This is a genomic window from Streptomyces amakusaensis, assembly GCF_039532665.1.
GTDB lineage: Bacteria > Actinomycetota > Actinomycetes > Streptomycetales > Streptomycetaceae > Streptomyces > Streptomyces amakusaensis.
Map to the genome: position 1 here is coordinate 460,089 of NZ_BAAASB010000005.1, position 14,598 is coordinate 474,686.

Genomic DNA, 14,598 nt, shown 5'->3' on the forward strand with positions numbered 1-14,598 from the left:
ATCCCGGAACCGGGTCAGGGCGCGTGACCAGCGGCGGGACCGAGGCGAGCGCGCCGCCGGAGCCGGGCGGACACTCTGTGTCACACCACAGGCTCGTCCGGGCCGAGTAGCAGGTACGTAACCGAGCCTGAAATAGTTCCTCCCGATGTTCACCATCCCTAGACTCCCGGTGACGGGGGTATTCCGGGGGACAAGTAGTGGGGCATGGAGTGCGGGAACTCGTACTGGAATTGAACGGAACGACATGGACGCTCGATCCGTCCGGTTCGTACACACTGGGGCGTGACCCGCAGGGTGACATGGTGCTGGACGACGCCCGGGTCTCCTGGCGGCACGCCACCGTCAGCTGGGGCGGGCAGAGTTGGGCCATCGAGGACCACGGCAGCACCAACGGCACCTATGTCGGGGGGCGGCGGATCCACCGGGCGGACATCGGCCCCGGCGTGACCGTACGGCTGGGCAACGCCGTCGACGGCCCGCGGCTGAACCTGCCCGGCGGAGAGGCCCCGCGGGGCCGCCACGACGCCGCACCGGGACAGCACGCCTTCCCGCAGCAGGCCCCGCAGCAGCAGTACCAGTACCAGCAGGCCCCCCACGCCGCCCACGCCCAGCCCACCCAGGCCCCGGCACAGGCCGCCCACGCGCAGGCCCCGCACGCCACAGCCCCGTACCAGGGATACCAGCAGGCACCGCAGGCCCCCGGCGCGAACGCCGCCCCCCAGCAGCACCCCGGCCCCCGGCACGCGGCGTCGGGGCCGGCGGACCAGCCGCAGCAGCAGGCCCCCCGGCGGCCGGAAGCGGCCACCCCGGCCGCGCCCGCCCCCGGAGACCGCGGCCCCACCACCTTCCACCAGCTCTCACTCGGCCGGGTCATGCGCATAGGCCGCGCCCTGGAGAACGAGCTGGTCGTCTCCGACCTCCAGGTCTCCCGGCACCACGCCGAGTTCACCGCGACCCCCGACGGCCGCTTCCAGATCAGCGATCTGGGCTCCCACAACGGCACCTATGTCAACGGCCAGCCGATCGCCAAGTCGGGCACCGTCGTCATCGGGGCCGACGACATCGTCGGCGTCGGCCACTCCGCCTTCCGCATCGTCGGCGACCGCCTCGAGGAATTCGTCGACACCGGAGAGATCTCCTTCTCCGCCCGCCACCTCACGGTCACCGTCGACGGCGGGAAGCAGATCCTGCGCGACGTCTCCTTCGGCGTGCCCGAGAAGTCCCTCATCGGCGTCATAGGCCCCTCCGGATCCGGCAAGTCCACCCTCCTCAAGGCGCTCACCGGCTACCGGCCCGCCAACCAGGGCGACGTCCTCTACGACAACCGCAGCCTCTACAAGCACTTCGCCGAGCTGCGCCAGCGCATCGGTCTGGTCCCGCAGGACGACATCCTGCACAAGGAGCTCACCGTCCGGAAGGCGCTGCGGTACGCGGCCAAACTCCGCTTCCCCGGCGACACCGCCGAGGCCGAGCGCGAGGCCCGGATCGAGGAGGTGCTCCGCGAGCTGAAGCTCGACATCCACAAGGACAAGAAGGTCACCTCGCTCTCCGGCGGCCAGCGCAAGCGCGTCTCGGTCGCCCTGGAGCTGCTCACCAAGCCCTCGCTGATCTTCCTGGACGAGCCGACCTCCGGCCTCGACCCGGGCATGGACCGCGATGTGATGCAGCTGCTGCGCGGACTGGCCGACGACGGCCGTACCGTCCTGGTGGTCACCCACTCCGTGGCCGAGCTCCAGCTCTGCGACAAACTCCTGGTCATGGCCCCCGGCGGAGCGGTCGCCTACTTCGGACCCCCCGAGGAGGCGCTCAACTTCTTCGGCTACACCACCTGGGCCGATGTCTTCTCCGCCTTCGAGAACTACCGCGACTACGACTGGTCCGGCCGCTGGCGCGGCTCGCAGCACTACCAGATGTACGCGGCCGACATCGACGCCGTCGCGCCGCAGCCGGTGGCCGTCCCCCCGCAGCGGATGCGCCCGCCGAAGCCGCAGAGCTGGGGCGCCCAGCTGTGGACCCTGATGCGCCGCTATGTCTCGGTCATCGCCTCGGACAAGGGCTTCCTGGGCCTGATGGTGATCCTGCCCGCCGTGCTGGGCCTGGTCAGCGTGGTCATCCCGGCCGACTTCGGCCTCGCCGCGCCCGACGACGGAAAGTCCCGCTTCAACGGCGACGCCGGCACGATCATGCTGATCCTCACGGTCGGCATGTGCTTCTCCGGGGCCGCCAACTCCGTACGAGAACTGATCAAGGAACGGGTGATCTACGAACGGGAGCGGGCCACCGGTCTCTCCCGCTCCGCGTATCTGATGTCCAAGGTGATCGTCCTCGGACTGATCACCGCCTTCCAGGGCGTCATCCTCTGCGGCATCGGCTTCGCGCCGCGCGCCCTCCCCGCCGAGGGCCTGATCATGCCCCCCGCCGTCGAGCTGTGCCTGGTGGTCATCGCCCTCGGCTTCACCTCGATGATGTTCGGCCTGGTGATCTCCTCGCTGGTGCGGACCGCCGAGAAGACCATGCCGCTGCTGGTGATGTTCGCGATCGTCCAGGTCGTCTTCACCGGCATCCTCTTCAAGGTGTACGGATCGCTCGGCCTGGAGCAGTTCGCCTGGCTGATGCCCTCCCGCTGGGCCATCGCCGGCGCGGGGACCACCCTGGACCTCGGCGTGCTGATGCCCCCGTGGGACCCGAAGAACCCCGGCGACCTCGACCCGCTCTGGGAGCACTCGGCGGGCCAGTGGGGCCTCAATGTGACCGTGCTGCTCGCGATGGGCGTCATCTGCGGCGTCGTCGTCGCCCGGCTGCTGCGCCGCCACGAGCCCGAGGTCATGCGCAAATAGCCGCGCCGTATCGCGCACACGACGAAGGGCGGCATCCCCTGATCGAGGGGGTGCCGCCCTTGCGCGTCTGTGTGTCAGCGTCCTTCAGCAGGCTCAGTAAGCGCCGAAGACGTTGTCGATCGAGCCGTAACGGTCGGCGGCGTAGTTGGCCGCGGCCGTGATGTTGGCGACCGGGTGGTACAGGTCGAACGGGGTGCCCGGGACGTGGTAGGCGTTGAACGTCGGCTGGATGACCTGGAGCAGGCCCTTCGACGGCACGCCGTTGATGGCGTTGATGTCCCAGTTGTTGATGGCGAGCGGGTTGCCGCTGGACTCGCGCATGATGTTGCGGTGCAGCCCGTCGTACGTGCCCGGGATGCCGTGCTTCTTCATGATGGAGAGCGCCTCGCGGATCCAGCCGTCCAGGTTGTTCGGGTAGACGGCGGTGCGAGCGGCCACGGTACGGGTGGCCACGGTCTCCTCGGTGGCGCGCTTCTCGGCGGCACGCTCGGCGGCGGCCTTCTTGGTCGCGGCGTCGAGCTTCGCCTTCGCGTCGGCCTTGGCCTTCGCGTCGGCCTTCGCCTTGGAAGCGGCCTTCACCGCGTCGCGGACCTGTATCTCGATGGCCGACTTCTGGCTGTCGAGGTTCAGCGAGGCGGGCTTGCCGGCGGCCTGCGCCTGCAGCGCCACCGGGGAGGGCTCGGCGACGGCCTTGGTGTCGGCGGAGCCGTTCACGGGAACGAGGGTCAGGGTCACGGCTGCGGCACCTGCGGCGGCGATACCGGCGATCGAGACCTTGCGGGCCTTGGTCATACGGGTACTGCGAATGCGGGAAGCAGACATACAGACGTACCTCTTCGAATCGGGAAGTCGCTTCAGGCCGTGGAGGCGGCGCTGCGCTCCAAGCGGCGGCGACTGGGCAATTCTTAGCGGCAGCAAAATGGTCTGGCAAAGGTGTGACGTACTATCCCCGATAGTGGATCACGCTCTCGCCGAAATGCCGTTCCGATTACTCCACACCCGCTCACACGGCCTTTATCTCTCCACTAAAGAGGTTCGTAAGTGATGTGCGTCCTATGTGCGGGCTCACATCGGGCCCCCACTGATATCACAATGCGTTGCTTGAGCAATGCAATGTGTCAGGGTTGTCATCCGGAAGTACGAGAAGGGCGCCCCCGAACTCATTCCAGAGGCAGAGAAAACCCCTCCCGCGCCCCTCCCGCACCGCCGTCACCCCCGGTCGAGCAGCGCGGGAGCCGCGTACCGCCCGCTCACCGGCCGCCGGTCCAGCAGCCGCAGAAAGCCCGGAACCACAGACTCCGGCGTCGGCCGCACCTCATCGTCGTCGGCCGGCACCGCCGCCTCGTACAGATCCGTGTCCATGTCCCCCGGATCCACCGCCCACACCCGCAGCCCCGGCTCCTCCACCGCCAGCACCGCCGCCAGCTGGTCCAGCGCCGCCTTCGAGGCCCCATAGCCTCCCCAGGTCTCGTACGCCTCCGCCGCCGCCTCCGAGCTGATCACGATCACCGTCCCGGCCCGCGACCCCCGCAGCAGCGGCAGCGCCTCCTGCACCAGCCCCAGCGCGGCCACCACATTGGTCTCCAGCGCCGCCCGCAGCCCCGCCAGCGGCTGCGAGTCCAGCCGCACCAGCGGCTCCGCCCCCAGCACGCTCGCATTGCTCACCAGCAGATCCAGCCCGCCCAGCCCGTCCGCAGCCGCCACCAGCGCCGCCCGGTGCCCCGCGTCCGTGACATCGCCCGCCACCGCCACCACCCGGGTCCCGTGCCCGCGCAGCCCCTCCGCGGTCCGCTCCAGCACCTCGGCGGTCCTGGCGCTCACCACCAGATCCCAGCCCCGCCCCGCGAGCGCGGCCGCGAGCGCGCGCCCCAGCCCCTTGGAACCACCCGTGATCACCGCTACCGGCATGCCGTCCATTCCCCTCTGTACGGCCGGCGCGCTCCGTGCGGATCCCGCTGTACCGCTCCCTCCGCGCCGACGAACCCCACGGTAGAAACGGAACCTCGCGCACCACCTCGTCCCCGGGACCCCACCCGGCACATCACTTGGACCTAGGACCTCAGTCCTGGGCCATGCCGTCCCCGGCCCGATACGGACCGTCACACCCCGCCGGTACGGTGAGGTCATGAGCCACCCACCCAGCTCCGGCCTCGCCGCCGTGAGCTCCGCACTCCTCGCGATGAGCAGACACCTGGAGGTGCGCGACGTACTGAAGACGATCGTCGCCTCCGCCCGCGAGCTGCTCGACGCGGAGTACGCGGCCCTCGGCGTCCCGGACGACCACGGCGGCTTCGCCCAGTTCGTGGTCTCCGGAGTCAGCGAGGCCCAGTGGAAGGCCATCGGCCCCCTGCCCCGCCAGCACGGCATCCTCGCCGCCATGCTCCGCGACGCCAGGACCGAGCGGCTCGCCGACGTCCGCAAAGACCCGCGCTTCGAGGGCTGGCCGGAAGCCCACCCCGACATGTCCGACTTCCTCGGACTGCCGATCAAGGACGGCGACGAGACCATCGGCGCCCTCTTCCTCGCCAACAAGCGCTGCTCCCGCCCCGAGGGCGGCTGCGCCTTCACCGAGGAGGACGAGGAACTCCTCTCCATCCTCGCCCAGCACGCCGCGATCGCCCTCACCAACGCCCGGCTGTACGAACGCAGCCGCGAGCTGACCATCGCCGAGGAACGCTCGCGCCTCGCCCACGAACTCCACGACGCCGTCAGCCAGAAACTCTTCTCGCTCCGGCTCACCGCCCAGGCCGCCGCCGCCCTCGTCGACCGCGACCCCGGCCGCGCCAAGGGCGAACTCCAGCAGGTCGCCGCCCTCGCCGCCGAAGCCGCCGACGAGCTGCGCGCCGCCGTCGTGGAGCTGCGCCCCGCCGCCCTCGACGAGGACGGCCTGATCAACACCCTCCGCACCCACATCCAGGTCCTCGACCGGGCCCACTCGGCCAGGGTCACCTTCGACACCTGCGGCACCAAGGCGCTGCCCGCCGCCCAGGAGGAGGCCGTCCTCCGAGTCGCCCAGGAGGCCCTGCACAACGCCCTGCGCCACTCCGGGGCCGACCGCGTCGACGTCGTCCTCGCCCGCCGGGGCCACGGCGCCGTCCTCAGCGTCACCGACAACGGCTCCGGGTTCGAACCCCGCACGGTCCGCCGGGCCGGCCGGCACCTGGGCCTGGTCTCCATGCGGGACCGGGCCGGCGGTGTGGGCGGCAGCCTCACCGTGCATTCCGCGCCCGGCAAGGGCACCACGATCGAGATGGAGGTCCCCGGTGGATGACAAGGTGATCAGGGTCCTGCTGGTCGACGACCACCAGGTGGTCCGCCGGGGGCTGCGCACCTTCCTGGAGGTCCAGGGAGACATAGAGGTCGTCGGAGAGGCGGGCGACGGCGCCGAGGGGGTCGCCCGTGCCGAGGAGCTGAAGCCCGACGTCGTCCTGATGGACGTGAAGATGCCCGGCACCGACGGCATCGAGGCGCTCCGCAAACTGCGCGACCTCGCCAACCCGGCGAAGGTGCTGATCGTCACCAGCTTCACCGAGCAGCGCACCGTGGTCCCCGCCCTGCGCGCCGGAGCCTCCGGCTATGTCTACAAGGACATCGACCCCGAGGCGCTCGCCGGGGCCATCCGCTCGGTCCACGCGGGCCATGTCCTGCTCCAGCCGGAGGTCGCCGGAGCCCTCCTCACCCAGGAGGACACCGGCGCGGGCTCGGGCCGCGGCGGGACCCTCACCGAGCGGGAGCGCGAGGTCCTCGGCCTGATCGCGGACGGCCGCTCCAACCGCGAGATCGCCCGCGCCCTCGTCCTCTCCGAGAAGACCGTCAAGACGCATGTCTCGAACATCCTGATGAAGCTCGACCTCGCCGACCGCACCCAGGCGGCGCTCTGGGCGGTACGTCACGGTCTGGCGGGGTGAGCGAACGGCTTCACCCGGGTTCCCGACCGGTCCGAGATTCATACTGTCGGGTGTATGTCACCCGCTCGGCGCACCCTGATCGCCGCGCAGGCGTTCTCCATGGCGTGCCGCGGCGACTAGCCGCGGCGAATGTCCAGGAGGATTGAAGAAGTGAAGAACCTGAAGAAGGCCGCCGCCCTCACCATGATCACCGGCACTCTCGTCGCCGCCGGCGCCGGCATGGCCTCCGCCAGCACGGGATCCCACGCCTTCGGCGAGGCTGTCGCCTCCCCGGGCGTGGCCTCGGGCAACCTGATCCAGGTCCCGGTCCACGTCCCGGTGAACGCGGTGGGCAACACGGTCAATGTGATCGGCCTCGTCAACCCCGCGTTCGGCAACCTCGGCATCAACGCCTGACACGCCTTCCCCCGGCGAGCCGACCGCACCCGTCTCGCCGGGGTCCCGCCCCACCGCCCGCGCGGAGGATTCAGGCCTCCCGCTCCCGCTCCTCCACATACGCGTTGTACGCCGCCACCTGCGCCCGCCGCGCCACCCTCTCCACCGGCCGCAGCGCCTCCCCGCGCGCCGCGATCTCCGAAGCGCTCACCGCGCCGCCGTGCCCGCTCTCCCGCGCCGCCGACACCAGCAGCCCCACCCGCTGAGCCAGCTCCAGCACCCGCACCGCACGCGGCGGATACCCCGGAGCCAGCGCCTCCCGGCCCCGCTCGGCCCGTGCCCGGTACGCGTCCACCGCCGCCTCCGCGACCGGCCCCGAAGCCGCGACGTCCAGCCGCGACAGCACCCGGGTCGCCTCCCGCAGCGCCTCCGCCAGCTCCCGCTCCGCCTCCCCGAGCGAGGGCACATCGGCCGGCGGGGCCTCACGCACCGGCAGACAGTGCCAGACGACCTCCACATGGACGTCCTCCGCGCCGGGCCCGCCGCCCGCCTCGCGGACCTCCGGCACCAGCCCGTACGCCGCTCCATGGCCGACGACGGCCTCCGCCGCCTCCAGCGCCCGCGCGTTGAACTCCGCGGGCCCGCTGAGCCCCAGCGGATGGCCGGGCACGGGCAGCGCCACCCGCCAGCCGGTCACCCCGAGCCTCCGCAGCCGCCCCAGCGCCAGCGTGAGCCCGACCGGCCCCGCCTCACCGGGCAGCCCTTCCACCCGGTGCACCGAGTCGTCCCCGACGATCGCGCTCGCGGCGTCGTCGGGTGATGCGACTCCGGCCAGCAGGGCGTTCCCCCATGCGGCCAGCCGTCCTGATCGTGGTTCCGAAATCATGTCCCCAGCCTAAGGATCAACTCCAAGGAACGGACCGGTGGACGGGGTCACCCGACCGGTGGCGTAGGTTTTCCCTGAAGGCTGTGCCCACAGGCACACAAGGCCTCCACACACCTCAAGACGATTGCATGGGGAGACAACGCGCTCATGAGCGAAGTACTGGAGCTGGTGGACGTATCCGTGGTCCGCGACGGACGCGCTCTGGTGGACGACGTCTCCTGGTCGGTCAAGGAAGGGGAGCGCTGGATCATCCTCGGCCCCAACGGCGCCGGCAAGACGACCCTCCTCAACCTCGCCTCCAGCTATCTCTACCCGAGCACGGGCACGGTCAAGATCCTCGACGAGCGCCTCGGCGCAGTCGACGTCTTCGAGCTCCGCCCCCGCATCGGCATGGCCGGCATCGCCATGGCGGAGAAGCTCCCCAAGCGTCAGACCGTGCTCCAGACGGTGCTGACCGCCGCGTACGGCATGACCGCCACCTGGCACGAGAACTACGACCCGGTGGACGAGGAGCGCGCCCGCGCCTTCCTCGACCGGCTCGGCATGACCGACTACCTGGACCGCAGGTTCGGCACCCTCTCCGAGGGCGAGCGCAAGCGCACCCTGATCGCCCGCGCGATGATGACCGACCCCGAGCTGCTGCTGCTGGACGAGCCGGCGGCAGGCCTCGACCTCGGTGGCCGCGAGGACCTGGTGCGCCGGCTCGGCCGGCTGGCCCGGGACCCGTACGCCCCCTCCATGATCATGGTCACCCACCATGTCGAGGAGATCGCGCCGGGCTTCACCCACGTTCTGATGATCCGTCAGGGCAAGGTGCTGGCCGCGGGCCCCGTGGAGATGGAGCTGACCTCCCGCAACCTCTCCCTCTGCTTCGGCCTCCCGCTGGTGGTCGAGCGCGTCGGGGACCGCTGGACCGCCCGAGGCCTCCCGCTTGGCTGAAAACCGTCAGTAATGACCGGGGCGGGGCCTCCTCCCGCCGTCGGCTGTCCACACCCCCTGTCCTGACCCGACCGGCGGACCTACCATGACCATGTGGAAATCGACGCATGGGTGTGGTGGCTGATCGCCGCGGTCGGACTGGGCATTCCGCTGGTCCTCACCGCGATGCCCGAGTTCGGCATGCTGTCCGCGGGGGCGGTCGCCGGTGCCGTCGTCGCCGCCCTGGGCGGTGGAGTGGTCGCCCAGGTCCTCGTCTTCGCCGCCGTCTCCGTCGCCCTGATCGTGGTCGTCCGGTCGATAGCGGGACGCCAGCGGGCCGGGCGTCCCCAATTCGCCAGCGGGGTGGACGCCCTGAAAGGCCGTCAGGCCGTCGTGGTGGAGCGCGTCGACGGAACGGGCGGCCGGATCAAGCTCGCCGGGGAGATCTGGTCCGCCCGCGCGCTCGACGCGGACATGACCTTCGAGGCCGGCCAACAGGTCGACGTCGTGGAGATCGACGGCGCCACCGCGATCGTCATGTGACCAGCCCGCCGCCGGGCCCACCGTCCCCATCCGAGCCAAACTGCCGAACGGGCCGCATACAAGCCCGCGGTCTGGGAAACTCGATCATCAGATTCATCCCGCCATCAGAGACATCCGGCAGCGAAGGGCACAGGGAAACCGATGCAACCGATCATCATCGTCCTGATCATTCTGGTGGTGCTGGTCTTCATCGCCCTGATCAAGACGATCCAGGTCATCCCGCAGGCCAGCGCCGCCATCGTCGAACGCTTCGGGCGCTACACCCGCACCCTGAACGCGGGACTCAACATCGTCGTCCCGTTCATCGACTCCATCCGCAACCGCATCGACCTGCGTGAGCAGGTCGTCCCCTTCCCGCCCCAGCCGGTGATCACCCAGGACAACCTGGTCGTCAACATCGACACCGTCATCTACTACCAGGTGACCGACGCCCGGGCCGCCACCTACGAGGTCGCCAGCTACATCCAGGCGATCGAGCAGCTCACCGTCACCACCCTCCGCAACATCATCGGCGGCATGGACCTGGAGCGGACCCTGACCTCCCGCGAGGAGATCAACGCGGCCCTGCGCGGAGTCCTCGACGAGGCCACCGGCAAGTGGGGCATCCGCGTCAACCGCGTCGAGCTCAAGGCGATCGAGCCGCCGACCTCCATCCAGGACTCGATGGAGAAGCAGATGCGCGCCGACCGGGACAAGCGCGCCGCGATCCTCACCGCCGAAGGCATCCGCCAGTCGCAGATCCTCACCGCCGAGGGCGAGAAGCAGTCCGCCATCCTCCGCGCCGAGGGCGAGGCCAAGGCGGCCGCGCTGCGCGCCGAGGGCGAGGCCCAGGCCATCCGTACCGTCTTCGAGTCCATCCACGCCGGAGACCCCGACCAGAAGCTGCTCTCCTACCAGTACCTCCAGATGCTTCCCAAGATCGCCGAAGGCGATGCCAACAAGCTCTGGATCGTGCCCAGCGAGATCGGCGACGCCCTCAAGGGCCTCTCCGGAGCCTTCGGCAACCTCGGCAGCGGGATGTCCGGTTTCAACACCGGAACCGAGCGCGAGCGCGAGCGCCGCGAAGAGCCCCCGCTCGACTGACCCCGACCCACTTCCGGCATGATCGGTGCACTCGGCACCGATCATGAAGGGGCACACTGTGACCATCTGGGAGATGCTCGCCGTCTTCGTCGCGGGCATCAGCGCCGGTGCCATCAACGCGGTCGTCGGCTCCGGAACCCTGATCACCTTCCCGGTGCTCCTCGCCACCGGAGTCGCCCCGGTCACCGCCACCGTCTCCAACGCCCTCGGCCTGGTCTCCGGAGCGATCAGCGCGGCGATCGGCTACCGCGCCGAGCTGGTCGGCCAGCGCCGCCGGGTCATCCGGCTCAGCATCGTCGCAGCGATCGGCGGCATCACCGGTGCCGCGCTGCTGCTGACGCTGCCCTCGACCGCGTTCGAGACGATCGTCCCCATCCTCGTCGCACTCGCCCTCGTCCTGGTGATCCTCCAGCCCCGGATCGCCCGGGCGGTCCAGCGCCGCCGCGAACTCAAGGGCGAGCCCGAGCACCCCGACGGCGGAGTGCTCCTGATGGTCGGACTCCTCCTCGCCAGCGTCTACGGCGGTTACTTCACCGCCGCGCAGGGAGTCCTCTACGTCGCCCTGATGGGCATGCTGATCAACGACAGCCTCCAGCGCATCAACGCCGTCAAGAATGTCCTCGCGGCCGTCGTCAACAGCATCGCCGCGATCTTCTTCCTCTTCGTCGCCGAGATCGACTGGACGGCCGTCCTGCTGATCGCGGTCGGCTCCGCCATCGGCGGCCAGCTCGGCGCAGCCTACGGCCGCAAGCTTCCGCCGACCGCGCTGCGCGCGCTCATCGTCGCCGTCGGCACGGTCGCGATCGTCCAGCTGCTGATCCGCCGCTTCGGCTGACGCACCGGAGCCCGCCTCCGTCACACCGACGGAAACGGGCTCCCTCCCAAGACGACTGCTCCCTAGGCCGCCGACCGCGAGGCCAGCCAGGCGGGCAGCTCGGCCCGCTCACCCGACCGCATCCCGAGGAGCATCGCGTCGGCCGGCGAGGGTATGAACGGATCGCGCAGAAGCGGCATCCCCGCCTGCTCCGGCGTACGGTCCGCTTTGCGGTGATTGTCCTCCGCGCAGGAGGCAACCGTATTGAGCCAGCTGTCCGCACCCCCGCGCGAGCGCGGCACCACATGGTCCACCGTCGTCGCGCGCCTGCCGCAGTACGCGCACCGGTGTTGGTCCCGGACCAGCACACCCCGTCTCGACCACGGTGCCTGTCTTCGGAACGGCACCCGGACGTATCGGCAGAGCCTGATGACCCGGGGCACCGGGAGTTCAACCGCCGCCGCACGCATCCGGAGCCCGGGGTGGGCCTGCTCGACGACGGCCTTGTCCTGGAGCACCAGAACCACCGCTCGATGGAGCGTCACCGTCGACAACGGCTCGAAGCTCGCGTTGAGTACCAGGGTGTCCCGCATCCCGACCGCCTCCGTTCGCCGGCCCGCCCCCTGGCGGGCTTGGATCAACTCTGGCCGGGCGAGCCGGGATGGACAACGCAATATCCGTGCCGCCCGGACCCCGTGAAGGACCGGCGACAAAAAAACTGCCCTGCTCTGATCTCTCCAAGACCAGAGCAGGGCAAACAAAGGGCGAACGGCACCCGGCGGGTTCAGCTCTCCGCCGGACCCTCGTACTCACCGATCAACTGAGCGCGTCCGAGGGTGTGGAACCGCAGATTGAAGCCCACCACGGCGGGCGAGGCATCCGCGTCCGGCCCCAGCTTCTCGCTGTCCACCGCGTACACCGTGAACACATAGCGGTGGTTCTCCCCGGCGGGCGGCGCGGCTCCGCCGAAGTCCTTCGTCCCGTAGTCGTTGCGGACCTGGACCGCCCCGGCGGGCAGTCCCACGAACGAGCCGCTGCCCGCGCCCGCGGGCAGCTCCGTCACCGAGAGCGGGATGTCGAAGAGCACCCAGTGCCAGAACCCGCTGCCGGTGGGCGCGTCCGGATCGAAGCAGGTCACCGCGAAGCTCTTGGTCCCGGCCGGGAACCCCTCCCACCGCAGCTGCGGAGAGAGGTTGCCCGCCGAGTGGACCTGAGCGTCGCTCAGCACCGCTCCCGGCGCGAGGTCCTCGCTCACCACGGAGAACGAGGGCACCTCGGGATGGAAATCGTGTGGCAGCGGCGCTCTCTTCAACTCGGCCACGTTCTGAACCTCCGGTTCGCTGCTGTTCCTCTTCAGTCTTCTGCCGGACCCGACACTAGATCCGTGGACTAGAACCAGTTGCGCCGGCCGCCGACATCGGCGAGCCACTGGTTGAGATAGGCGGCCCAGTCGGTCGACCGGTAGTCGTGGTGACCGACGGTGAAGGACTTGTAGGAGTCGCTGCCCTCGCCGAACAGGCCCGGCTTCTTGTCCATCTCCAGGACGACGTCCATCTCGCGCTGGTCGGAGATGAAGGTCAGCTCGACCTGCTTCAGCCCGCGGTACTGCTCCGGCGGGTAGAACTCGATCTCCTGGTAGAAGGGCAGGTCCTGGCGGGTGCCCCGGATCCGGCCGCGCTCCAGGTCCGCGCTCTTGAAGCGGAAGCCGAGCTGGTCGAAGGCGTCCAGAATCGCCTGCTGGGCCGGCAGCGGGTGCACATTGATCGGGTCCAGGTCGCCCGGGTCCACCGCGCGGGCGATCTCCAGATTGGTGTACAGCCCGATGTTCACCCCGCGCAGCGACTGCCCGCCGATGCTGTTGACCGGGGTCTCCCAGGGGATCTCCAGCCCGAACGGCACCACATGCACCGCTCCGGCCTTCACGTCGAAGGCGCCACTGCCGACCTGCTGCTTGAGGAAGGTGACGGTCTCCGTGACCTCCTGGTCGTCGACCTCGGCCTCGACCTTGGCCCGCAGCCCGACGGTGATCGACTCGATCCGCTGGTCGACCTTTCCGCCCTCGATGCGCACCTCGCCCTGGACGACACCGCCCGGAACGACGTTCTCCTCGGAGAGCACCGTATCCACCGATGCGCCACCGGCACCGAGGCTTGCGAGCAGCTTCTTGAACGCCATGTCCACTCCTTCTCTGTCCTGCTCCGTACATACGCTCCACGGAGGCCCCCGGTTCCCCGGTAGCCTCGGGCGCCATGATCGAGGACTCCGACCGTACGCCGTTGCCCCGGGCCTTCTTCGACCGCCCTGTACTGGAGATCGCTCCGGAACTCCTGGGCCACACCCTCATACGCCGTACCGACGAGGGCCCCATCGAACTGCGCATCACCGAGGTGGAGGCGTACGCGGGCGAGCTGGACCCCGGGTCTCACGCGTACCGGGGCAAGACCGCCCGGAACGAGGTGATGTTCGGTCCGCCCGGACACGCCTATGTCTACTTCACCTACGGGATGTGGCACTGCCTGAACGTCGTGTGCGGGCCTGAGGGCCGGGCGAGCGGAGTCCTGCTGCGGGCCGGCGAGATCCTCGTGGGCGCGGACCTGGCCCGCAAACGTCGACTCTCGGCCCGGAATGACAGAGAACTGGCCAAAGGGCCCGCACGCCTGGCCACCGCCCTCGATGTCGACCGTGCCCTGAACGGCACCGACCTCTGCGCAGACGCCATGGCTCCCCTCTCTCTTATGCAGGGCAGCCGCCTCCACCCTGACCAGGTGTGCAGCGGACCCCGGACGGGAGTCGGCGGGGACGGGGCCCATCAGCCCTGGCGCTACTGGATCGACGGCGACCCCACGGTCAGCCCCTACCGGGCCCACGCACCGCGCCGCCGGGCAACTTGACTCGATCATGCGAGCCGCCTAACGTAGCCCGAGCCGCTTGAGACGGGCCCTGCTGTTCAGCAACCCAAAGTGGCCACCCATTACTGAAGATGAACCCCCAAACGGGTGTGGTTTCGGCATGCCGGAATCCATTGGGAAGACTCGATTATGAGTCGCAGCGGGAATCAGCTAAAGTAGTGAACACGCCGAAAGGCAAAAGGCCGGTCCAACTGGCCACTGGATCTGAAAATCCAAACCGGAAACGGAATGGGAAAAGGATCTGGTAGAGTTGGAAACGCAAGACCGAAGGGAAAGCCCGGAGGGCCTGGTGAAAAGGGCCTGAAGGAAGCGTCCGTTCCTTGAG

At 69.7% G+C, this 14,598-nt stretch carries 15 protein-coding genes; 9 read left to right on the forward strand and 6 right to left on the reverse strand.

All coding sequences use genetic code 11. The annotated features are described in order from the left end of the window. The first annotated feature begins 197 nt into the window (after positions 1 to 197). On the forward strand, positions 198 to 2,837 hold the full coding sequence (locus ABD371_RS12030) for an ABC transporter ATP-binding protein/permease (protein WP_344475704.1): 2,640 nt from the start codon (positions 198 to 200) through the stop codon (positions 2,835 to 2,837). 93 nt (positions 2,838 to 2,930) lie between these two features. Here ABD371_RS12030 and ABD371_RS12035 read toward each other — a convergent pair whose 3' ends face one another. Beyond that, positions 2,931 to 3,659, reverse strand: a complete 729-nt coding sequence (locus tag ABD371_RS12035) for a transglycosylase SLT domain-containing protein (RefSeq protein WP_344475706.1) — start codon at positions 3,657 to 3,659, stop codon at positions 2,931 to 2,933. 387 nt (positions 3,660 to 4,046) lie between these two features. Further along, positions 4,047 to 4,745 carry an SDR family NAD(P)-dependent oxidoreductase gene (locus ABD371_RS12040; RefSeq protein ID WP_344475708.1) on the reverse strand — a complete coding sequence of 233 codons (699 nt, stop codon included), beginning with the start codon at positions 4,743 to 4,745 and terminating at the stop codon, positions 4,047 to 4,049. Between the two features lie 217 nt (positions 4,746 to 4,962). Here ABD371_RS12040 and ABD371_RS12045 point away from each other — a divergent pair, with 217 nt between their 5' ends. The 3 genes from ABD371_RS12045 to ABD371_RS12055 all read left to right on the forward strand — a co-directional run bounded on the left by ABD371_RS12045 (position 4,963) and on the right by ABD371_RS12055 (position 7,141). Beyond that, positions 4,963 to 6,108, forward strand: coding sequence for a GAF domain-containing sensor histidine kinase (locus tag ABD371_RS12045; RefSeq protein ID WP_344475710.1), 1,146 nt, complete (start codon positions 4,963 to 4,965; stop codon positions 6,106 to 6,108). Next, the gene (locus ABD371_RS12050) at positions 6,101 to 6,745 is read left to right on the forward strand and encodes a response regulator (RefSeq protein ID WP_190124832.1); all 645 of its coding nucleotides are present in this window, start codon (positions 6,101 to 6,103) and stop codon (positions 6,743 to 6,745) included. Before ABD371_RS12045 ends, ABD371_RS12050 begins: the two co-directional genes overlap by 8 nt. 150 nt (positions 6,746 to 6,895) lie before the next feature. Beyond that, entirely contained in the window at positions 6,896 to 7,141 is a 246-nt protein-coding gene (locus ABD371_RS12055; RefSeq protein ID WP_190124833.1) for a chaplin, read from the forward strand. Between the two features lie 70 nt (positions 7,142 to 7,211). Here ABD371_RS12055 and ABD371_RS12060 read toward each other — a convergent pair whose 3' ends face one another. Then, positions 7,212 to 8,006, reverse strand: a complete 795-nt coding sequence (locus ABD371_RS12060; RefSeq protein WP_344475713.1) for a hypothetical protein — start codon at positions 8,004 to 8,006, stop codon at positions 7,212 to 7,214. Positions 8,007 to 8,153: 147 nt separating this feature from the next. Between ABD371_RS12060 and ABD371_RS12065 the strand changes: the two genes are divergently transcribed. The 4 genes from ABD371_RS12065 to ABD371_RS12080 all read left to right on the forward strand — a co-directional run bounded on the left by ABD371_RS12065 (position 8,154) and on the right by ABD371_RS12080 (position 11,385). Next, positions 8,154 to 8,945, forward strand: coding sequence for an ABC transporter ATP-binding protein (locus ABD371_RS12065; protein ID WP_344475715.1), 792 nt, complete (start codon positions 8,154 to 8,156; stop codon positions 8,943 to 8,945). Between the two features lie 93 nt (positions 8,946 to 9,038). Then, positions 9,039 to 9,467, forward strand: coding sequence for an NfeD family protein (locus ABD371_RS12070; protein ID WP_344475717.1), 429 nt, complete (start codon positions 9,039 to 9,041; stop codon positions 9,465 to 9,467). 141 nt (positions 9,468 to 9,608) lie between these two features. Next, positions 9,609 to 10,550, forward strand: a complete 942-nt coding sequence (locus ABD371_RS12075) for an SPFH domain-containing protein (RefSeq protein ID WP_344475718.1) — start codon at positions 9,609 to 9,611, stop codon at positions 10,548 to 10,550. Between the two features lie 58 nt (positions 10,551 to 10,608). Beyond that, entirely contained in the window at positions 10,609 to 11,385 is a 777-nt protein-coding gene (locus ABD371_RS12080; RefSeq protein WP_344475720.1) for a sulfite exporter TauE/SafE family protein, read from the forward strand. 62 nt (positions 11,386 to 11,447) lie between these two features. Here the strand turns inward: ABD371_RS12080 and ABD371_RS12085 are convergent, their stop codons facing one another. The 3 genes from ABD371_RS12085 to ABD371_RS12095 all read right to left on the reverse strand — a co-directional run bounded on the left by ABD371_RS12085 (position 11,448) and on the right by ABD371_RS12095 (position 13,539). Next, complete coding sequence (locus ABD371_RS12085) at positions 11,448 to 11,957, reverse strand: HNH endonuclease (protein ID WP_344475722.1); 510 nt, start codon at positions 11,955 to 11,957, stop codon at positions 11,448 to 11,450. Positions 11,958 to 12,148: 191 nt separating this feature from the next. Continuing rightward, positions 12,149 to 12,685 carry a YbhB/YbcL family Raf kinase inhibitor-like protein gene (locus tag ABD371_RS12090; protein WP_344475725.1) on the reverse strand — a complete coding sequence of 179 codons (537 nt, stop codon included), beginning with the start codon at positions 12,683 to 12,685 and terminating at the stop codon, positions 12,149 to 12,151. Between the two features lie 68 nt (positions 12,686 to 12,753). Then, positions 12,754 to 13,539 (reverse strand): sporulation protein, encoded by a 786-nt coding sequence (locus ABD371_RS12095; protein WP_344475727.1) that lies wholly within the window; start codon positions 13,537 to 13,539, stop codon positions 12,754 to 12,756. Positions 13,540 to 13,613: 74 nt separating this feature from the next. On the opposite strand from ABD371_RS12095, the gene ABD371_RS12100 reads away from it, so the two are divergent. After that, positions 13,614 to 14,255: a DNA-3-methyladenine glycosylase gene (locus ABD371_RS12100; protein WP_344475729.1), complete on the forward strand. Its 642-nt coding sequence runs from the start codon at positions 13,614 to 13,616 to the stop codon at positions 14,253 to 14,255. The last annotated feature ends 343 nt before the right edge of the window (positions 14,256 to 14,598 follow it).